This window comes from Photobacterium damselae (genome assembly GCF_003026815.1).
Lineage (GTDB): Bacteria > Pseudomonadota > Gammaproteobacteria > Enterobacterales > Vibrionaceae > Photobacterium > Photobacterium damselae.
This window is the reverse complement of sequence record NZ_PYOG01000018.1, coordinates 68,360-88,176: the sequence shown is the minus strand read 5'-3', so window position 1 is coordinate 88,176 and position 19,817 is coordinate 68,360. Positions and strand designations below refer to the sequence as shown.

Below are 19,817 nucleotides of genomic sequence, written 5' to 3'. Positions count from 1 at the left end.
AAATAGTGGTCGGTGAAGAGGGATTCGAACCCCCGACCCTCTGGTCCCAAACCAGATGCGCTACCAAACTGCGCTATTCACCGACTGTAAGCAACGGTAATAAATACCACTACTTAAAATAGTGGTCGGTGAAGAGGGATTCGAACCCCCGACCCTCTGGTCCCAAACCAGATGCGCTACCAAACTGCGCTATTCACCGACTGTAAGCAACGGCAATAAATACCACTACTTGAAATAGTGGTCGGTGAAGAGGCTATTGCTTTTAGATAGATCAGGAACTCCCGACCCTCTGGTCCGCTGTTTACCGAAGAGCAGAGATGCTCAACCAAACTGCGCTATTCACCGACTTTGTTTCGACTCTATCGTGTCGAGGTCGACTATAATACTCAGCATTTTTCGTAACGCAAGAGCTATACAGTATTTTCTGCGGTATTTTTTATGAAATTGAATCCATTGCTCGTCATTCGATCAACTCCTAGCAATTTTAATCAATCTCAGTAGCTCAATAGTAGCATTAGCAACAACTTAGATACATTTGTCACACATTACCCACTCTGATTGCGGTTGATTATTAATCATAAATCTGGCCTAAATAGTCAGTAGAATATTGGTAAAATGCATTTTCAGTATATTTCACATCTAATAAATAAGATTAAAAAGCAAATTGTGGTTATATATGCAGCAAAGTCTATTTGTTAAAAATGAAAAGATAGCCGCAAGCCAAGTTCAATTTTATAATTAACATATCGCTTGATGAACTCGTGAAGTGTTATGTCAGATAATAATGAATTGGATCTCTTTCGAGAGATGATGGCGGATGTCTCGCCAATAAAACAAGACACAGTAGAAGTCACTAATAAATTCAATGTAACTGATGCGCAATTAGCTCGACAGTTAGCAGCTCAAACTCTATCTGACAGTGATCCTGAATATCTTTCAATTGATTATGCCAAGATGGTTAAACCAGACGATATGTTAGAGTTTAAGAGAGATGGTGTGCAAGAAGGGGTCATTCGAAAGTTAAGACTTGGCAAATATGAAATTCAAGCTCGATTAGACCTTCACCGAAAGACATTGAAAGAAGCACGAGAAGAGGTATTAAAGTTCTTAAAGCAATGTCAGCGGCTTGATATCCGCAGTGTCTTAATTGTTCATGGCAAAGGTGAGAGATCTAATCCACCTGCATTAATGAAAAGCTACTTAGCAACATGGCTTGAGCAAATTAGTGATGTAATGGGATACCACTCGGCTCTTCGTCAACATGGTGGCTGTGGTGCTGTATATGTAATGTTAAAGAAAAGCCCAGAGAAAAAACTCGATAATCGAGAACGACATCTTGCTCGTCGTAGTTGATTGTAATCAAAAAGCTTCGTCAAATGATGAAGCTTTTTGATAACTAATATATTGCTTGTTTTTTATTTCGGAGAAAACTCGCTTACTCGCTTAACGATAAATCCTTCTTCCGCTAATAAAGCAGGAACTCCCTTGTCACCAAGCAGGTGAAATGCGCCGACTACCACCAAATAATTACCCGCAGGATACTGTTGTGGATCACTTAAAATATGGGCCCATTGCTTATTCCTGCCAAATATTAATTGTTCATCACTTTGATCATCAAACTGACTATTAGTAAAAAGCTGATTGAGCTTTGTTTGATCACCGGTTTGCCAAGCGGTAATTAAATCTGCCATATCCTGCTTTAGTTGTTCCCAATTAGTGACTGTTTCTTGCAACATAGGAGTCCCATGCTCAGGAAGGTTAGCGAGTAGGGCAAACTGTTGTTCGACACCTTCAAGCTCTTTTATCGGTAACTTATCGTGTTGAGCTTTTAATAGCAGTTGATAATCCACACCTTGTTGCGGATCTAAACCTAATTGATTTGTTAGTGCCATTTGTAAATTAATGGCAGATAACCAAGGTGGCATCGTCAATAGATGGGAATAGGGTAGCGAAAGGGTATCACTAATAACTTTTAACTGTTCTTGCTGCTTTGGCGTTAATTGCTGCTTGGTTGTTGGGCCTGATAAATCTGGTTTTACCTCAGTTGATGACAAGATATTTGCTTCAACAATCAGAGCATTAGCGCTAGACCAATGTTCCATAAACTCAGAAGGAAGAGGATAAAAGGTTTTCTTACCTGCATGAATGGAGCCTAAGAAGTAAAAATTCACATCCCCTTTTTGTGCTTGCCATACAAGGGGAGCACTTAATGCAGAAAAAGAGAGAAATGGTAATAACAGAGCATAAATATATTTTCGCATTAAGTTTTATCCTATGAAGGTTAGAAAATTACCATAGCGAACTTTTAGCTAAAGAAAAAGGTGCAGATATTTACTCTCTGCACCTTTGATATTAAATCAGATTATGACTCGCTGTAATTTTAGGTATGATTAATGCGCTTTAGGATGTAACCAAAACCACCACACAATCAAACCAATAGCGGCAACACCAAATAGAAAACACATATTATTAGTCCTTATGTTGAGGTTTGAACAGACGTAAGCGGTTTGCGTTGGTCACAACCGTAATTGACGATAACGCCATAGCTGCACCTGCAATCACAGGGCTAAGTAGTGTTCCTGTAATTGGATATAAAATACCAGCAGCAACTGGGATACCTAGGCTGTTATAGACAAAGGCACCAAACAAGTTTTCTTTCATGTTTTTAAGGGTTGCTTTTGATAGCTCTAACGCATCAGCTACAGCATGTAACGAATGACGCATTAAGGTAAATTGAGCACTTTCAATAGCGACATCACTACCACTACCCATTGCGATACCAACTTCTGCTCGAGCTAGAGCCGGAGCATCGTTAATGCCATCACCAACCATGGCGACTTTGTGGCCTTGTTGTTGCAATTTGGCCACTTGTTCCGCTTTTCCGTCTGGTAGAACCCCTGCAATTATGGTTTCAATCCCCACTTTTTTCGCAATAGCGTGAGCGGTAACTTCAGTATCACCCGTTAGCATCACCACATTCAGTCCCATTTTCTGCATGCGAGAAACTGCCGTAATGGAGTCTTCGCGAAGTGGGTCACTGATAGCGAGAATTCCGACTAATGTGTTATCAACTGCCACATAAATAGGGGTTGCACCTTGTGATGCAATCTCAGTTGTTTGCTCTTGATAATGAGTCACATCAATACTGTGCTCAGCCATTAAACGAGCATTACCTAAACTGATGTTTGTTTGATTTACATCCCCTGAAACACCAAAGCCTGGGCGAGCGGTAAAATTAATGGGTTTTGTTAATGTTAGCTGTTTCTCTTTTGCTGCATCTAAAATAGCAATCGCAAGAGGGTGTTCAGAACCTTGTTCTAAGCTTGCTGCTAGCTGGATAATTTGCTCATCGTTTAAGTTAGCTAAAGCTACGGTTTGAGTAAGAGCCGGTTTACCCTCGGTTAAGGTTCCTGTTTTATCTAATACAACAGTATCAACATCGGCTGCTAACTGCATTGCTTCTGCATCTCGGATCAAAATTCCCATTTCAGCAGCTCGGCCAACCCCAACGGTTACAGACATTGGCGTTGCTAATCCTAAAGCACAAGGACAAGCAATGATAAGAACGGTTGTCGCTGCTACTAACATATAAATAGATGAGGGAGCAGGGCCAAAATAGTACCAAACCATAGCGGTGACAATAGCAATGATCATGACAGAAGGTACAAAGATCGAAGAGATCTTATCGGCTAATCGAGCTAACGCTGGTTTACTGCTTTGAGCTTGACGAACTAATTGAATAATACGCGATAACATCGTATTAGCACCAATCTGCTCGGCTTTAAACAGTAGACTACCATGTTGGTTAATGGTACCTGCATGAACCTTTTCTCCTGCCGTTTTATTAGCTGGAATTGGTTCTCCTGTTAACATCGATTCATCAATATAACTTTGGCCGTCTAAAACAATGCCGTCAACAGGCACCTTAGCTCCTGGATGAAGGCGTAATGTCATGCCTTCTGTCACATCGCTTAATGGACGTTCAACTTCAACCCCATTTTCAACAATGATGGCGGTTTGAGGCTGCAAATCTATAAGACGCTCTAATGCTTTTGAAGTCTGGCTACGAGCACGAGACTCTAAAGCATGACCCAATGTAATTAAACCTAAGATCATCGCTGAGGCTTCAAAATAAACATGACGCGCCGTAGGTGGGAATACGTTAGGCATAATGACGATCAACATTGAGAAAATCCATGCAGCACCAGTACCAAGAGCAACTAAAGTATCCATAGTGGCACGATGGTGAAGAAACGCTTTCCATGCATTTATATAGAAGTGCTTACCAACAGTACAAAGTAACCATAATGTAATTAATCCAATGATACCCCAGCTAATTTGGCTGCTGGTTGAATTAATCATCATATTTCCACCAAAAACACCCCACGCCATAAGTGGAACACCAACAACCAGCGCTGTAATAGAGTTTTTAATGTGAGTTTTATAGGTTTGACTGTTCTGCTCTTGTTGGCGAGCACGACGCTCGTCTTCATTTTCACTTAGCTCTGCACCGTATCCCGCTTGTTCAACAGCATGGATGATAGCTTGAGTCTGACCATCGCCACTAACAAGTGCAGTTCTCTCCGCTAAATTAACGTTGACAGATTCTACCCCTGTAACACTAGCGATTGCTTTCTCTACTGAAGCTACACAACTGGCACACGTCATCCCAGATAACAGAAATTGCTGAGTTGTGGCAATACTCTGTTTATTCTCAGTAGGCTGTGATATGGCTTCAGGTATTACAATCCCTTCAGCTGGCTGAGTGTCTTGAGGCTCAGTTAAACTGGCTTGATAACCTGCATCGGTAACAATAGTAAGCAATTGCTCCGCATTGAGATTTGATGAAACAACGGCATGTTTTGTCTCTATTTCAAGAACAGAAACAGATTGAGCTTCAAAAGCGGCTTTGAGTTTTGCGACACATTTACCACAGGAAAGTCCTGATAAATATAACATTATTGTCGTTGGTTCGGATTCATCTAAAGCTTGATAACCGAGACTATCAATTAACTCGATAAGTGACTGCTTACTTATTGCCCCTGTAACATCAAGGTTTGTGGTGCTTACTTGATAACTTACAACATCATTTTGTGCTTTAAGTGCGGCTTCCACTTTAGCAACGCAATGACCACAAGAAAGACCTTGTAAGGTAAATTGATAATGATAACCCACGTTATAGCCCAACTCTTCGATGATAGAAAACAGACTAGAAAGTGGGGCATCACTGCTAACATCAATATGATCGGTATCGATATCATGAATGACGGTGTTAGGTAAGGTTTCAATAGCCGCACGGATCTTTTTAACGCACCCCATGCAGCGTACATTTTGCATTGGTAGATCAAATCTAGACATAGCATGACCTTAAATAAGATTATTCAACTGTATGTAGAATAAACCTTCCATCAAGGGGAAGGTCAAGATTTATTTTTAAGAGGTATATTTTATTGAGATGACTAGAGAAAGTCGAAGTTTGATACTAATCATAAAATGAATTATGGTTAAAAAAGATTCCAGATACAGAAAGGTTGCACTGTGAATATTAGTGATATCGCAAAAAAAACTGACTTAACAACAAAAACCATTCGCTTTTATGAAGATAAGGGTATTATTACTCCGCCTATGCGAGCTGATAATGGTTATCGCTATTATAATGATGGGCACTTAGCTGAACTATTATTGATAAAACGCTCTCGCTTAGTGGGATTTTCCTTAGAAGAGTGTCGAGAGCTATTAGCGCTGTCTCGCGATCCTAATCGACGTAGTGCGGATGTAAAACAAAAAGCTATCGCTAAATTGAAAGATATCGATCATAAGATCAGTGAGTTAATTCAAATGAAACATACCCTGGAAACTCTAACGAAGCAGTGCCCAGGGAATGAGCATTCATGTTGCCCTATTATTGAAGGGTTGAGTAATGAAAAGCTTTAATGTTCAGAATCACCAAGTGACAACTTGCCCTTATAAGGAATAATCAGCAGTTGGTTTTTAGGACGATTAGAGTAGAACATAACCTCATGATTACCAAAGTGAGAGATTTTAGCTTGGCGCCAAAACCGTCGATTGGCGTTGTTAACGCTATCAATAGATGCATTGGTTATCTCTTTTGTATGGTCTTCATGGCCGGTTATCAATAATCCTGCATTACCAAAGGCATAAAAATAGAGACCTTTTAAGACAATATAGCCATTCCCTTTCTCTGGATCTGGATAATCAATTAAGGTGTACTGGCCAAATTTACAACTGCCAAAACGCTCATGGCCTGGAATCTTATATTCTAGATTAAAATCACAACCCATACCGTTTATGACAGGGTAAAGAAAGAGTAAGCCAATAGCTATCAGTAAAATTTTAGTTTTGCGCATGAATCTTACCCATCATATCAATGTACAACGTTCCCTCTTTATCTTTTGGTAGTTGTTCTGGCTTTAATAGTTCAATGTTGCCACACACTTTTTGATTCTCAAAAGCAACACAAGGTGGTGTTTGCCAACTACTGAGCCAGAGCGACATCCATAGCACCGCGAGTAATACCAATACACCAGTACAAGCTCGTTGCCAGTTTACTCTTATACGCTGTATATAAACCCCGTTATGTGGCGGCTCTTGGCGATCATTTATCTCGGTATGAGTATCAGAGGTTGTGACTTGTGCTAAATCAATGGCCTCTGATTCTTCTTGTTGAAGCTCTTCTTCATTAATACTCTGCTGCTGTTTAACAAAAGTATTTTTTGCAACAGTAAAACCAGCACCTTTAATCGTAATGATGATTTCATTTTTTGTTTTAAATGCTTTACGAAGATTGGCAATGGCAACATTAAGAGAATTCGGTACGACAATTTTTTCGGGCCAGCCGATCTCTAATAATGTTTCTCTACTGACTATCTCACCGCTGTTGTCGATGAGGTATTGTAAAATCTTTGTTTCACTAGCACTTAATTTTGTGGTTATCTCATCGGCCGTATAAGCACTCTTTTGTGGTTCAAAAAAGTCATTGCCATGTTTATAGATGATCATATTTTGCTATCCGCATAGAGCTAATTGCATACATACATAATGCTGTGTATCAAATGAACATATTTATGATGGAAAAGTCATCACTGTGTTAAGAACAAACATTACACGATCTTGGTCACATTTTATGTCTTTATAAGTTCAATGCCTAGTCGCTAAAATAAAGTGATGTTTATTTTTATCATAAATCCTACCAAAAAAATTTATTTTGGGAAGTGATGTAAAAGTCTTATGAATCTTCTCTTATGTTAAATCTATAACGTGAAATTGACGTTGCAGAGCACTCAGAACTGTAGTTCTAAACTTAGTGGGAGAGATTTTTTATTTTGAAATAATCTGTGCAAGATTATGTTTTCATTTGTTTTTTATTTTTATTTATCTTTTCTTTATTATGTTTTTATAGTTTTCAGAAGATAAAATTATCTCATAAAATTGTCTTTAACGTTTATTGTGAAAAAGAGCATTTTTTCAGAAGTCATTTTTTTGGCGTCACTAAAAAAAACTCAATTAATTGTGAACATAGTTTTTTATTATTTGATTTAAGGTGATGTTAGTCACACAATGTATCTCGTTCCTGACATACACCGTTCTGCGATACACACAAAAAAAATAGTACGCATTATAAAGAACGGACAATTAGAAAAGTTCATAGCGATACGCATTGGAGTTAACAATGAAATTGAAATCTCTATCTCTATCTGTACTAGCTGCACTATCTCTAGGTGTTGCTACTTCTGCAATGGCAGCTGACGCAACTGCAACTGATGCAAACACTGTAGCAACTAAATCTGCTGCATCTGGTCACTGGTACTCAGGTGAAGGTCATGGCTGGTGGATCGGTGGTGCACTAGGTATGGGTTACGTTGGTAACAACGATGAAGGTGTATTTGGTGGTCAAACTAACGCTCCTAGCGTTAAACTAGACGCTGGTTACGACTTCAACCAATATGTTGGTGTTTACGGTAGCTACGACTTCATGTACGACCTAGGTAATGCTGATATGCATATCGGTACTCTAGGTATTAAAGGTAACCTACCTCTAACTCAGAAACTATCTGCGTTTGGTAAAGTTGGTGCTTCTTACATCTATGCTGATGGTCAGTCTTTCCATCATCAAGCAACACACCTACATTCAGACAGCTTCTCTGCAACTGCTGGTCTAGGTCTGTCTTACCAGATCACTAACGCACTATCTACTCAAGTGGGTGCAGATTACTACCAGAACCTTGATACTACAAATGGTCATGCAGACCTGACTCAAGCTTACTGGGGTATGACTTACAAGTTCGGTCAACCTGTAGCTCCTGCAGTTATCACTAACGAAGTGGAAGTAGTTAAAGAAGTAGCTGTTCAAACTGCAACTCGTTCTACTTACGTTCTACCATACCAAAATGGTCAAACTAAGCTAAACGACTACGGCCGTTACAACCTAAACGAAGTTGTTGCAACAATGAATGCTAACCCAGAAGTTACTGCACAAATCGTAGGTCGTACAGACGCTGTTGGTTCTAAAGCAATCAACGAGAAAGTATCTAATGCACGTGCTCAAGGTGTTGCTGAATACCTAGAAGCGAACGGTATCGACGCATCTCGTCTAACTGTTTCTTCTGTTGCTAACAACGATCCACTAGTTGCTGGTAACTCTAACGGCGCTAACCTAATCGAGCGTTCAGTTCAAATCATCCTTAAGTAATCATTTAAGGTTGTCTCTTTACTAATTAAGTTTAGTAAGTCTTAACAATGCCGGTGGCCACTAAAAACCACCGGCATTATTTTTGAAATTTTCTTCCTTAGTCTTTTTTTTAGCCATTTTTAATGATGGCGGGCTAAACTCGTTTGAATATTAAGCGATTAAGGAAGTCGATTTTGAGAGGGGAAGTAGCAATGAAATATATTAAAGTTCTTATTCTGGCCTTATTGAGTACCACTTTGGTAGGCTGTTTTTCAAATCAACAACTGAACGAATCAACCAAGTTCATTGGTGATTGGACATTAAAAGGCGGTGTTAACCTACCAGGTATAACAAAACGCCAGCCAAATATTGTTATTGAAAATGATATGACAGTCTCTGGTTTTACTGGCTGTAATACATTTAAAGGTAAGTTAAATTCTGTAAATGGCCAAAGCACGAATTTCACTTTACCTGCAGTAACTCGCAAGATGTGTTTACCTGAGCTGATTACACAAGAAAATAATATGCTTAATATTTTGCGCAGCGCAACTAGCATCGAATTGATTAATCATACGCTGGTTGTCGATTCAGGTGATAAGTTCTTAGTCTTTGAAAAAACAAACTAAAATAAAAAATAAAGCTCAACAAAAAAGCTTCCCATTGGAAGCTTTTTTATTATCTATTTAAAAGAGGTTAGTACAGTAAGGCGTAAAGTTGGCGACGATAACGAGATGCCAAAGTGTTGCCTTGTCCTAGCGCAGCAAGAAGATCAAGCATTGATTTTTTGGCTTGGCCATCGGCAAAATTCAGATCCTTTTTTAGGATTGATAGTAGGATCTCTAAAGCCTCTTCATTACGATTAGCCTGACTGTATTGGATCGCTAGTTCATAACCGACCTCAAAATTATTGGGTTCTAACTGCCATTTTTGTTCAAGCTCTCGAATTTCAGGTGAATCCGCTGCCTCTTTATGCAGTTCCAGTTTAGCTAGCAGCCCTTTGTACTTAGCATCCTGATCTTGCATTGGGATCTGATTTAATATTTCTTCGGCTGCATTAAATTGCGCGGTTTCAAGTAAGCATTCGGCAATAGCTAAATTAACAATATTGTCTTGAGGAAATTGTGGAGCAAGTTGACGTAAAGTTGGCAAAGCCTGCAGATAGTCTTTTTGATCGACTAATGATAAAGCGTGCTTTAATGCTAATTCTTCAGGACTTGGTAAGTATTTGCCTAACATTTCACGCAGACTTTGTTCTGTTTGAGGCCCCGCTGAACCATCAACAGGTTGACCATTCTTAAATACTGCTACAGTAGGAAGGCCTCGTACACCAAATTGACCTGCTACCATAGGCTGACGCTCACAATCTAGTGTCGCAAGTGTCATCAGTTGAGGATAATCTTGACTGATTTGTTCAAGAGTTCGATTAACTTCAATGGTTTCAGGCATAGAAGGAGCCCAAAAGCTTATCACAACCACAGAGCTCATGGATTGTTCGAGGACTTGCTGTAAGTTCTGTTCGGTAATTTCAATAACAGATGAGCTATTCATAGGTGTATTCCATTCTTAAGGTAGATACTTAATATATGGGGATCAAACCTAGCGAATCAAGTTGAATAGCTAAAACTGAGAAGCCCAAAGAGAGGATCTTTGGGCTTATAAATCAGTTAGTAAAAGTGAGCATAAGAGCTAATGTAACACAGACGCAAAGTAGATTAATTTGGCGCAATGTCATTTATACACCTAAAAAGTCATCGGAGATTATCTATTTACCTTATCTACTCTATAGCGGTTGTGTGACACAATTATGACGAGAATAGGGTATTAATGACTTTTACTCACTATTTTATCTAATAACCGATTTGGCAAAACACGGCGTAAAAAAGCAAAAATATAGGTTGGTTGGGTAACAAAATATCGCGCTTTAGGTTGCTTTGCTTCGATAATAGAAAGTAAGCGTTGATAAACAGCATCTGGCTGTAGTGTGAAGCGATTAGACGGAGAGGGGTTTCCTAATCGTTCCAGAGTTTGTTGATATGAGAGTTTATGGCGAGAATGCTCAATATTGATGTAGCGTTCAAAATAACGTTTTGCGGTCGCGCGAAATTGGCTTTCAATAGGTCCTGGCTCAATTAAGGATATGTGAATAGGAGTATCTGCCAACTCTAATCGTAAAGTATCGGTATAACCTTCAATGGCAAATTTGCTGGCGTTATAAGCTCCACGATATTTCATGGCTACTAAACCCAATACTGAGCTATTTTGCACAATCTTACCGCTTTTTTGTTTGAGCATTTGGCGAATGGTTAGGCGGGTTAAGGTGTGCCAACCGAAAAAGTTAGTGGCAAATTGTTCTTTTAGCGCTTCGGTTGGGAGATCTTCTAACGCACCGGGTTGGCCATAAGCGGCGTTATTAAAAAGAATATCTATTTTGCCATTAAGTAATGTTAATGCCTGAGCAAATCCTTTCTCGATTGATATATCATCACTCATTTCCATATTAACGGTCGATATACCAAGTTGTTGTAGCGTTTTATGATCGTGTTCGGTTCGGCAGGTCGCAACGACATGATGTCCCGCTTGGTGCAATTGTTTAGCGCAATAAAACCCAATTCCTGAGCTGCAGCCTGTGATTAATATTGAAAGCATCTGTGTTGACTCTATTTTAATGTTGTTGTGCCAAAGTGTGTTCTAAAGCTGGCTGCAATGTTGGATAAACAAAATGAAACCCTGCTTGAATCAGGTGTTCTGGATAAATATTTTGGCTATCAAGTAATAAGCTGGAAGACTGACCTAGAACCGTTTTTAGCAACCAAGCTGGTGTTGTCAGCAAATGTGGGCGTTTAACGACATGAGCTAAGGTTTTACTAAATTCTTGGTTGGTAACTGAGTTTGGGGCCGTAAAATTAAAGACCCCATTTAAATCTTGATGATTAAGCAGATATAAAATGCCTTTTACCATGTCATTAAGATGAATCCATGGAAAATATTGTTGTCCATTTCCCAGTTTTCCGCCTAATCCCAATTGATAAGCGGGAAGCATTTTGGCTAAAGCGCCGCCATGTTTGGCTAATACAATACCTGTTCTTAATAGACAAACTCGCGTCTGCTCAGATTGTGCTTGATGGGCTATTTTTTCCCAGCGCATACACACGTGTTGGGCAAAGTCATCTGGATGAGTCAAATATTCTGATTCTTCTGTGATTTTTTCAGGCCCCGTATTGCCATAAATTCCAACGGCTGAACCACTAATAAAGGTATGAGGTGGATTGCTTCCAGCTTTTATTTTATCGACTAAAGATTGTGTTAAAGCCCAACGACTACGACAAATAAGCTCTTTTTGGCTGGCTGTCCACCGCTTATTCATAATAGGTTCGCCTGCTAGATTAATAACAGCATCGAACTGATCTAAATTCTCATAACTCTCTAAGTTTTCAATTATCTTAATGTGGTGTCCCAGCGAGTCATAAGCTTTTAAAGGAGAGCGACTAAGGACAGTAATCTGATTATGAGATAAATGTCGCAGTAGGGCTTTCCCAATAAACCCCGTACCACCCGTGACTAATATGTTCATCATACTCTTCTCTCCCTAACATTTTGCTGAGTATAAAATTGTCTTGTTTATGAGTATGGCAAGGAATGGCAATTAATAATGCACTAGCGTAGACTTCCTTGGTGTTTTACTCAATCTATACAGTTTGTCATGAAATTATTTATTGCTTCAGATATTCATGGTTGCGCGGTAAGCACCCATAACATGCTACAACGTTTTGAACAAAGTGGTGCAGAGTATCTTATTTTACTGGGTGATATTCTTAATCACGGTCCTCGCAATGCCTTACCAAGTGGTTATGACCCAATTAAGGTTTCTGAGCTTCTTAACCCTTATGCTGATCGTATTATGGCAGTTCGCGGTAATTGTGATAGTGAAGTGGATCAGATGCTGCTCCAATTCCCTTTGATGAGTGATTTTAATTGGGTTTTATTGCCAACAGGGCAGCGACTATTTTTAACTCATGGTCATTTATACAATAAAGAGAAACATCCCAAATTGCGTGCAGGTGACGTGATTGTTTCAGGTCATACTCACATTCCAGTCGCTGAAATGATGGATGAGCTTTATCTTTTTAATCCGGGTTCGATAACGATTCCCCGCAATGGTTTACCTGCTAGCTATGGTTTATTAGAAGGTAACCAGCTTATCGTGAAAACTTTTGATGATGAAGTCCTACAACAAGTTTGTATTGCTTAGCTTTTAGGTAAAAAATAAATTTAGGCAAAAAATAAACAAAAAAATGCCCAGGCAAAAGCGCTGGGCATTGTTGTATTTCACTAGCTAAAAGATTAACTCTTATTAGTTAGTTTCAGCTTGTTTTGCCTGAATCGCAGTTAGCGCTACTGTGTATACGATATCGTCTACTAGAGCACCACGAGATAGGTCGTTTACAGGCTTGCGCATACCTTGCAGCATTGGACCGATAGATACTAGGTCTGCTGAACGCTGTACCGCTTTGTAAGTTGTGTTACCAGTGTTTAGGTCTGGGAATACAAATACAGTTGCTTTACCTGCTACTGGAGAGTTAGGCGCTTTAGATGCTGCCACGTTTTCCATGATCGCTGCGTCATACTGTAGAGGACCGTCGATAACAAGATCTGGACGTTTCTCTTGAGCGATGCGAGTTGCTTCACGTACTTTATCAACGTCTGCACCCTTACCAGAAGTACCAGTAGAGTAAGAGATCATTGCTACGCGAGGATCGATACCAAATGCTTTTGCAGAATCTGCAGATTGGATAGCGATTTCAGCAAGTTGCTCAGCTGTTGGATCTGGGTTGATCGCACAGTCACCGTAAACCAATACTTGGTCAGGTAGAAGCATGAAGAATACAGAAGATACGATAGAAGCATCTGGTGCAGTCTTGATGATCTGGAATGGAGGTACGATAGTGTTTGCTGTTGTGTGTACAGCACCAGATACTAGACCGTCAACTTCGTTGTTTTCTAGCATCATTGTACCTAGGAATACTGAATCTTGTAGTTTCTCACGAGCAACTACTTCAGTCATACCTTTCGCGCCACGAAGCTCAACTAGACGAGCAACGTAGTTTTCACGAACTTCATCAGAGTTGATGATAGTTACGCCAGCACCTAGAGTCACACCTTGCTGTTCTGCAACGCGCTTGATCTCTTCTGGGTTACCAAGAAGCACACATTCTGCAATGCCGCGCTCAGCACAGATAGCTGCTGCTTTAACTGTACGTGGCTCATCACCTTCAGGAAGAACGATACGCTTAGCTGCGCTACGAGCAAGTTCAGTTAACTGGTAACGGAATGCTGGTGGGCTTAGACGACGCTCGCGAGTTGAACCTTCAGTTAGAGATTCAATCCACTGACCATCGATGTGGCTAGCCATGTATTCGTTAACAAACTCAACACGCTCTTTATCATCTGCAGGAACTTCTAGGCTGAAGCTCTGTAGGTTTAGAGAAGTCTGCCAAGTGTTACCTTGTGCGCTAAGAACTGGAAGACCAGTTGCAAATGCACGCTCACATAGATCCATAACTGGTTTTGGTAGGTCGTAACCGCCAGTTAGAAGAAGTGCACCAATCTCAACGCCGTTCATTGCAGCAAGACATGCCGCTACGATTACGTCTGGACGATCCGCTGAAGTTACAAGTAGTGAACCTGGACGGAAGTGCTCAACCATATGAGGGATAGAACGTGCACAGAAAGTGATGCTCTTAATACGACGAGTCGCGATTTCACCTTCGTTTAGAACTTCAGCATTTAGGTGCTGAGCGATGTCTGTTGCACGAGTTGCAATTAGCTCTGGGCTCCAAGGTGCACAACCTAGTACACGGATTGGGCTAGAGTTAAATACTTGCATTACTTCAACGTTTGAAGATAGTGCTGCTTCTGCATCATCAAAGATTTCAGAAAGGTCAGGGCGTGTACGGCCTTCTGAATCAACAGGTGCGTTAAGCTTGTTAACGATAACACCAGAGATTTGCTTGTTTTTGATGCCACCGAAGTTAGAACATGCTACTTCGATGCGCTCTTTAAGCTGAGAAGCGTTATCAGTACCAGGTGATACAACAAATACGATTTCAGCATCAAGCGTTTTTGCGATTTCAAAGTTGATTTGGTTCGCAAATGGGTGCTTACGAGTTGGTACTAGACCTTCGATAAGAGCAACTTCAGAGTTTGCAGTTGCTGCTTTAAAACGAGCAACGATTTCTTCTAGTAGAACATCAGTTTGGTCGTTACGGATCAACTCTTCTGCGCTTGCCATTGATAATGGATCAGCGATTTGCATATCGCTGTTAGCACGGATGATTGTTGTAGTTAGGTCTGGCTGCTCGCCGCCTTGACGTGGCTGTGCGATAGGCTTAAAGAAAGAAACACGAACGCCTTTGCGTTCCATAGCGCGTAGCACACCAAGGCTAACGCTAGTTAAACCAACTCCAGCACCAACTGGAATAAGCATAATAGTACGAGACACTATAGATTCCTCAGAACTATTGGACATAAAGTGCTGTTCAATAACCCTTCTCTAAACATGAATTTCAGAAAAGATAGCCATAGAGCAGCACCACAAGTGCATCATGGAAATACCATGAAAAAACGGCCGGCATAGAGCCAGCCGTTTGAGATACTAATGAATTAGATGTTTGCTAGAAGAGCTGTGTCTTCAGCGATTACTAGTTCTTCGTTAGTAGAAACAACCATTGCAGGAATACGGCTGTTTGCAGAAGTGATTACGCCTTCGCCGCCGAAACGTGCTTTAAGGTTTGCTTCACCATCAACTTCGATACCGAAGATAGCTAGACGGTTAAGAACCATTTCACGGATAGGGCCAGAGTTTTCACCGATACCACCAGTGAATACGATAGCGTCTAGACGACCATCAAGAGTTGCAGTGTAGCCAGCAACGTACTTAGCTAGACGGTGACAGAACACGTCCATTGCACGTGTTGCTTCTTCTTTATCGCCGTAGTTGTCTTCAACGAAACGACAGTCAGAAGTCACACCAGTTAGACCTAGAAGGCCAGACTCTTTAGTGAACATAGTGTTGATTTGATCAACGCTCATGCCTAGCTTGTCGTGTAGGTGGAACATAACAGCAGGGTCTAGGTCACCACAACGAGTACCCATTACTAGACCTTCAAGAGGAGTTAGACCCATTGAAGTATCAACACATTGACCGTTCTTAATAGCACATACAGATGCGCCGTTACCTAGGTGACAGTTGATGATGTTTAGTTCTTCTTGTGGCTTACCTAGACGCTCTGCAGTTTCGCGAGCGATGAAGCGGTGAGAAGTACCGTGAGCGCCGTAACGACGGATACCGTGCTCTTTGTATAGGTTGTAAGGAATTGCGTATAGGAACGCTTCTTCAGGCATTGACTGGTGGAACGCAGTATCAAATACGGCTACGTTCTTAAGCTCAGGGAAGTTGTGCTTAGCAGCTTCAATACCGATGATGTGAGCTGGGTTGTGAAGCGGTGCGAAAGTTGCAGCGTCTTCGATACCTTTAAGTACAACATCGTCGATTAGAGCAGATGCTGTGAATTGCTCGCCACCGTGAACGATACGGTGACCGATAGCGCCTAGGTTATCTTTAAGCTCAGGCTTAGAAGCAAGGATAGTATCAACCATGAATGCTAGAGCTTCTTCGTGAGCAGCACCTTCACCTAGTTGTGCTTCGTGCTTGCCATCAAGTTTCCACTTGATACGAGCTTCTGGAAGACCTAGACATTCTGCTAGACCTGAAAGATGTTCTTCACCTGATACTGGATCGATGATTGCGAACTTTAGAGATGAACTACCGCAGTTTAGAACTAAAACCAGCTTAGACATGAGTGTGACTACCTATAATCTGTCTGAAAGTTGATATTCATTTGAATAAAAAGTACCCATAGAATAGACGATTTTTAACTATCGTACTAATCTGGGCTAAATTCTGAATCATTCCATTAATGGGAATTGAGTAACCAGCAATTCTGGGTCATCCTTGAAGCTGCCAAGTTGCCAATATCACAATATCGGGCAACAATTATAAAAGGCGTGCATAGGATAGCGATTGTTACGGAATATAACAAAAAGATTTTTGCAAAAAATTAATTTGAATCAAGTTTATTATCTAAATTTTTTAAGTTTTATACTTTTTTTTGAAAGTTGTTTATTTATTGGTGCATTATGACTCGACAATCATTTTGGCAACATTTTACAAACGGGCAGCAGTACATGGATATTTGGCCAATGCGCAAAGAATTGATGCCAATTTTTCCTGAGTATCGCTATATCAAAGCAACCAAATTCGCAATTCGAGTAATGCCCGCGGTTGCTGTTATCAGTATTTTAAGTCAGATGACGTTTGCTCATTACTCATCAATGCCACAAGCGATGGCCGTTGCACTGTTTGCTTTATCTATGCCATTGCAAGGTTTGTGGTGGTTAGGTAAACGTAGTCGTAAAGTTTTACCGGTTTCTCTAGCATCATGGTATCGCGAAATTCATGACAAGATCAGTGCCGAAGGCCATGCCTTACCACCAGTGAAAAAAACGCCAAGATATAAAGAGTTAGCAGAGGTGCTAAACCGAGCATTTAAGCAATTAGACAGTAGCGCACTAGAACGTTGGTTTTAGATTTTCAGTAGGATAGTTTGGTTTTTTGTTCATTTTGTTGTCATAAATAAACGATATAGTACGTAAAAAGCATACTGTTCAGGATAGAGAAAGGAAGCTTTGTTATATTGAACGGGCTACAAGAGATATTGGATGTCTCTCCCTCGAACCCCACAGCTTGGCCGCCGGTGGGGTTCTGCTTTTTTAGTGACTAGATAATAAAGCTAATTTAATCGTTAATAACATTTTAAGTTGCTGTTTCTTTGCTGGATCATTTTCATCGCAGCCATCATTTTATCTTTCTGCACATAGCTTTTGGGCAGACTCATCATTTCAACTCGATAATCAATAGAACCTGCTGTAACGTCGTCGTTTTTCGTCACGGGAGTCACTAGAGCTACCTGTAATTTAGGGTTACGCGCTTTGATCCTTGATGCAGTACCAAGCCCATCCATTACATGAAAACGTCCGGCAGTATGCATAATCTGATGGTCTGGGTGTTGAACTAAATAATTCACAATACTCTCAGCCATAGTATCGTCCCACGCGGTTTGCGCTGCAAATTGACGTTCTGTCTTTGCCTCATCACCATGATGCATCGATGCTTTAAATTTTTGTTTATAGGCATCGTTGGATAACGTGAGTTTTGATGCGACCCATTGTCGTTCATTTTTAGGCAGCTTATTTAGGTAATTGCCACCTTGTTGACCGATACATCGTACAATGGACTTTGGTGCATTAGCTGCGAGTACATCAAGTTGGTTTTGCTTGGCAAATTCAACTAAAGGGCGGTAATCACTGGTGTAATTAGGCCAGGCATTGGCTTCTTTTGTTAGCGTGCTTTCACCTATTTTGCCAGCAAGATAATCATTAAGTACCCCTTGTTTATCTCGGGTAAATTGCTCCATTGAAAGAGTTAGGTCAGCATTTTGTTGGTATAACGCTGCCAATAATTGAGCTTGGAGTAGATGAGCTGCCGGGTGTCCATGCCATTCACCGACTAAAACAACATCGGCATTTTCTAATTGCTTTGCTAACTGCTTGATGGTTATCGCAGTGAGGTTGGAATCTGTGATGCGATAATCGTAGAAAGTATTGAGCTTAGAGGATGGTTGTGGCGTTGTGGCACATCCCGTTAAGAGGGCGGCGATGGTAAGAGATAACCAAGCTTTCATAATGTATCCATTGCAAGAAATGAGATAGGGCGTTGCAACGGATAGTAGTAAAGATGAGAGTTATTATCAAATGATATTGATAGTGACTCTCATCTTTAATGGCGTACAAGCGTGTTACTTAAGCTTTATTGCTATGCTTTTTATAAACTCGAATCGCAAAATCCGCTTCACAACGGAAGTTCTGTGCTGCTTTTAATTGTTGCCAAACCGCTTCTGAGGTTTTCCAAGCAAAAGGCGTCATTTGCATAAGCGCACTCGCTTCTTCACCATTTAATGTCATATCGTAGTGCAAGTTATCATCAACAATCAGTTCAAAACCGTCAATGTCTTCTGGTGGCACATCATGTAGATGCACGTCCGAATAAATCAATTCTTTTAATTGGTAGAGATGGCGTGGCGCTGGAGTAACAGCGACTAAAATACCTTCGGCCTTTATGGTCCGATATAACTCTTCCCCTTTACATGGGGCATAGATACGAACAACACCATCAAGGAAATCATCCGCAAAAGGAAGACGATGGCTAGAAGCGACACAAAAATGACAGTTATGGTAGCGTTTAGCCGCATATTTTACCGCCACTTTTGATATATCAAGTCCATGAATCTGTAACTCAGGATATTGTGAATGCAGTTGTTCAAACTCACTGGTGTAATAACCCTCACCGCAGCCAATATCTAATAGTTGCTGAGCTTGTTCAGGTAAATGTTGCTGCAATTGGGCAATAACAGCATCACGCAAAGGTTGGTAGTGGTCGGTGTTTAAAAACAAGCGGCGAGCTTGCATCATTTCTTTGTTATCACCAGGATTTTTGGAGCTTTTATGGTGCGCAGGCATTAAATTTACGTAGCCTTCTTTTGCCACATCAAATTGATGATTATTTTGGCAGCGCCAATGATGATCAGTCAAAGAAAGAGAGTGGTGGCATAGGGGACATTGATAAGACATAAGTAAAACCTGCAAAAAGAGAATCGCGCTATTTTACCTAAATACGGTTGAGATACTAGATTTCAACACTATCCCATTCATTACACCTTCCTCGGTTTGATAGGTTCTCGTCTTAAAGTGAGACCTATTATTTTTTTAATGTGAAATATCCATCTTTGTCTATTATCCCTAAAAATTGTTAGCACTCTATACATTTTAGTACTAAAGGAGTGAAGGAGACGGATCACATATTTTGAAAGGCAAAAATAGATCTCAATCACAGCTAAAAACTATAGTGATTAAGCATTTTCTCATTCAGTATTTGTTCAGTTATTTTCGTTATTTTGACAATTAATTAAGTTATTGAATGTTTTTAAAGCATTTTGTTGCTTGGTTGTTTGTA

At 40.4% G+C, this 19,817-nt stretch carries 17 protein-coding genes and 3 tRNA genes; 6 read left to right on the top strand and 14 right to left on the bottom strand.

Going from position 1 to position 19,817, the window contains the following annotated elements:
* Positions 1-6 precede the first annotated feature (6 nt).
* The 3 genes from CTN07_RS15145 to CTN07_RS22815 all read right to left on the bottom strand — a co-directional run bounded on the left by CTN07_RS15145 (position 7) and on the right by CTN07_RS22815 (position 345).
* Positions 7-83 (bottom strand) — tRNA-Pro (locus CTN07_RS15145).
* Positions 84-122: 39 nt separating this feature from the next.
* A tRNA-Pro gene (locus tag CTN07_RS15140) sits at positions 123-199 on the bottom strand.
* 39 nt (positions 200-238) lie between these two features.
* Positions 239-345: transfer RNA gene (locus CTN07_RS22815), tRNA-OTHER, on the bottom strand.
* A 426-nt stretch (positions 346-771) separates the two neighbouring features.
* Between CTN07_RS22815 and smrA the strand changes: the two genes are divergently transcribed.
* Entirely contained in the window at positions 772-1,353 is a 582-nt protein-coding gene (smrA, locus tag CTN07_RS15135) for a DNA endonuclease SmrA (RefSeq protein WP_005298091.1), read from the top strand.
* A 62-nt stretch (positions 1,354-1,415) separates the two neighbouring features.
* Here the strand turns inward: smrA and CTN07_RS15130 are convergent, their stop codons facing one another.
* Positions 1,416-2,261, bottom strand: a complete 846-nt coding sequence (locus tag CTN07_RS15130) for a TraB/GumN family protein (RefSeq protein WP_005298093.1) — start codon at positions 2,259-2,261, stop codon at positions 1,416-1,418.
* A 208-nt stretch (positions 2,262-2,469) separates the two neighbouring features.
* A complete protein-coding gene (locus CTN07_RS15125; RefSeq protein ID WP_005298095.1) occupies positions 2,470-5,358 on the bottom strand; it encodes a copper-translocating P-type ATPase in 2,889 nt (962 codons plus the stop codon).
* A gap of 180 nt (positions 5,359-5,538) precedes the next feature.
* Here CTN07_RS15125 and cueR point away from each other — a divergent pair, with 180 nt between their 5' ends.
* Complete coding sequence (gene cueR, locus CTN07_RS15120; protein ID WP_036763374.1) at positions 5,539-5,934, top strand: Cu(I)-responsive transcriptional regulator; 396 nt, start codon at positions 5,539-5,541, stop codon at positions 5,932-5,934.
* On the opposite strand, the gene CTN07_RS15115 is transcribed toward cueR, so the two are convergent.
* Entirely contained in the window at positions 5,931-6,368 is a 438-nt protein-coding gene (locus tag CTN07_RS15115) for a hypothetical protein (protein WP_036763375.1), read from the bottom strand. The genes cueR and CTN07_RS15115 overlap by 4 nt on opposite strands.
* Positions 6,355-7,020, bottom strand: coding sequence for a winged helix-turn-helix domain-containing protein (locus CTN07_RS15110; RefSeq protein WP_005298097.1), 666 nt, complete (start codon positions 7,018-7,020; stop codon positions 6,355-6,357). The genes CTN07_RS15115 and CTN07_RS15110 overlap by 14 nt, the downstream gene beginning before the upstream one ends.
* Before the next feature lie 670 nt (positions 7,021-7,690).
* Between CTN07_RS15110 and CTN07_RS15105 the strand changes: the two genes are divergently transcribed.
* Both CTN07_RS15105 and CTN07_RS15100 read left to right on the top strand, forming a co-directional pair.
* Complete coding sequence (locus CTN07_RS15105) at positions 7,691-8,710, top strand: OmpA family protein (RefSeq protein WP_005298099.1); 1,020 nt, start codon at positions 7,691-7,693, stop codon at positions 8,708-8,710.
* A gap of 191 nt (positions 8,711-8,901) precedes the next feature.
* On the top strand, positions 8,902-9,315 hold the full coding sequence (locus tag CTN07_RS15100) for an META domain-containing protein (RefSeq protein WP_036763378.1): 414 nt from the start codon (positions 8,902-8,904) through the stop codon (positions 9,313-9,315).
* A 67-nt stretch (positions 9,316-9,382) separates the two neighbouring features.
* Here the strand turns inward: CTN07_RS15100 and CTN07_RS15095 are convergent, their stop codons facing one another.
* The 3 genes from CTN07_RS15095 to CTN07_RS15085 form a co-directional block, all read right to left on the bottom strand.
* Positions 9,383-10,237 (bottom strand): co-chaperone YbbN, encoded by an 855-nt coding sequence (locus CTN07_RS15095; protein ID WP_005298101.1) that lies wholly within the window; start codon positions 10,235-10,237, stop codon positions 9,383-9,385.
* Between the two features lie 273 nt (positions 10,238-10,510).
* Positions 10,511-11,335, bottom strand: coding sequence for an SDR family NAD(P)-dependent oxidoreductase (locus CTN07_RS15090; RefSeq protein ID WP_005298103.1), 825 nt, complete (start codon positions 11,333-11,335; stop codon positions 10,511-10,513).
* A 16-nt stretch (positions 11,336-11,351) separates the two neighbouring features.
* Complete coding sequence (locus tag CTN07_RS15085; RefSeq protein WP_036764847.1) at positions 11,352-12,260, bottom strand: TIGR01777 family oxidoreductase; 909 nt, start codon at positions 12,258-12,260, stop codon at positions 11,352-11,354.
* A 129-nt stretch (positions 12,261-12,389) separates the two neighbouring features.
* On the opposite strand from CTN07_RS15085, the gene yfcE reads away from it, so the two are divergent.
* The gene (gene yfcE, locus CTN07_RS15080) at positions 12,390-12,938 is read left to right on the top strand and encodes a phosphodiesterase (RefSeq protein ID WP_005298108.1); all 549 of its coding nucleotides are present in this window, start codon (positions 12,390-12,392) and stop codon (positions 12,936-12,938) included.
* 102 nt (positions 12,939-13,040) lie between these two features.
* Here yfcE and pta read toward each other — a convergent pair whose 3' ends face one another.
* Together pta and CTN07_RS15070 are read right to left on the bottom strand one after the other, a co-directional pair.
* Positions 13,041-15,173 (bottom strand): phosphate acetyltransferase, encoded by a 2,133-nt coding sequence (gene pta, locus CTN07_RS15075; protein WP_036764849.1) that lies wholly within the window; start codon positions 15,171-15,173, stop codon positions 13,041-13,043.
* Between the two features lie 176 nt (positions 15,174-15,349).
* Positions 15,350-16,546, bottom strand: a complete 1,197-nt coding sequence (locus tag CTN07_RS15070) for an acetate kinase (protein WP_005298112.1) — start codon at positions 16,544-16,546, stop codon at positions 15,350-15,352.
* Between the two features lie 339 nt (positions 16,547-16,885).
* Here CTN07_RS15070 and yfbV point away from each other — a divergent pair, with 339 nt between their 5' ends.
* Positions 16,886-17,335: a terminus macrodomain insulation protein YfbV gene (gene yfbV, locus CTN07_RS15065; protein WP_036763380.1), complete on the top strand. Its 450-nt coding sequence runs from the start codon at positions 16,886-16,888 to the stop codon at positions 17,333-17,335.
* A 215-nt stretch (positions 17,336-17,550) separates the two neighbouring features.
* On the opposite strand, the gene CTN07_RS15060 is transcribed toward yfbV, so the two are convergent.
* Both CTN07_RS15060 and rlmA read right to left on the bottom strand, forming a co-directional pair.
* The gene (locus tag CTN07_RS15060) at positions 17,551-18,489 is read right to left on the bottom strand and encodes a ChaN family lipoprotein (protein ID WP_005298114.1); all 939 of its coding nucleotides are present in this window, start codon (positions 18,487-18,489) and stop codon (positions 17,551-17,553) included.
* Between the two features lie 118 nt (positions 18,490-18,607).
* Positions 18,608-19,435 carry a 23S rRNA (guanine(745)-N(1))-methyltransferase gene (rlmA, locus tag CTN07_RS15055; protein WP_005298115.1) on the bottom strand — a complete coding sequence of 276 codons (828 nt, stop codon included), beginning with the start codon at positions 19,433-19,435 and terminating at the stop codon, positions 18,608-18,610.
* Between the last annotated feature and the right edge of the window lie 382 nt (positions 19,436-19,817).

Coding starts and splice junctions, on each gene's coding strand:
- CTN07_RS15090 (WP_005298103.1), bottom strand. CDS start 11,335: ATGCTTTCAATATTAATCACAGGCTGCAGCTCAGGAATTGGGTTTTAT.
- CTN07_RS15070 (WP_005298112.1), bottom strand. CDS start 16,546: ATGTCTAAGCTGGTTTTAGTTCTAAACTGCGGTAGTTCATCTCTAAAG.
- CTN07_RS15100 (WP_036763378.1), top strand. CDS start 8,902: ATGAAATATATTAAAGTTCTTATTCTGGCCTTATTGAGTACCACTTTG.
- CTN07_RS15130 (WP_005298093.1), bottom strand. CDS start 2,261: ATGCGAAAATATATTTATGCTCTGTTATTACCATTTCTCTCTTTTTCT.
- smrA (WP_005298091.1), top strand. CDS start 772: ATGTCAGATAATAATGAATTGGATCTCTTTCGAGAGATGATGGCGGAT.
- CTN07_RS15060 (WP_005298114.1), bottom strand. CDS start 18,489: ATGAAAGCTTGGTTATCTCTTACCATCGCCGCCCTCTTAACGGGATGT.
- pta (WP_036764849.1), bottom strand. CDS start 15,173: ATGCTTATTCCAGTTGGTGCTGGAGTTGGTTTAACTAGCGTTAGCCTT.
- rlmA (WP_005298115.1), bottom strand. CDS start 19,435: ATGTCTTATCAATGTCCCCTATGCCACCACTCTCTTTCTTTGACTGAT.
- CTN07_RS15095 (WP_005298101.1), bottom strand. CDS start 10,237: ATGAATAGCTCATCTGTTATTGAAATTACCGAACAGAACTTACAGCAA.
- yfcE (WP_005298108.1), top strand. CDS start 12,390: ATGAAATTATTTATTGCTTCAGATATTCATGGTTGCGCGGTAAGCACC.
- CTN07_RS15115 (WP_036763375.1), bottom strand. CDS start 6,368: ATGCGCAAAACTAAAATTTTACTGATAGCTATTGGCTTACTCTTTCTT.
- yfbV (WP_036763380.1), top strand. CDS start 16,886: ATGACTCGACAATCATTTTGGCAACATTTTACAAACGGGCAGCAGTAC.
- CTN07_RS15085 (WP_036764847.1), bottom strand. CDS start 12,260: ATGAACATATTAGTCACGGGTGGTACGGGGTTTATTGGGAAAGCCCTA.
- CTN07_RS15105 (WP_005298099.1), top strand. CDS start 7,691: ATGAAATTGAAATCTCTATCTCTATCTGTACTAGCTGCACTATCTCTA.
- CTN07_RS15125 (WP_005298095.1), bottom strand. CDS start 5,358: ATGTCTAGATTTGATCTACCAATGCAAAATGTACGCTGCATGGGGTGC.
- CTN07_RS15110 (WP_005298097.1), bottom strand. CDS start 7,020: ATGATCATCTATAAACATGGCAATGACTTTTTTGAACCACAAAAGAGT.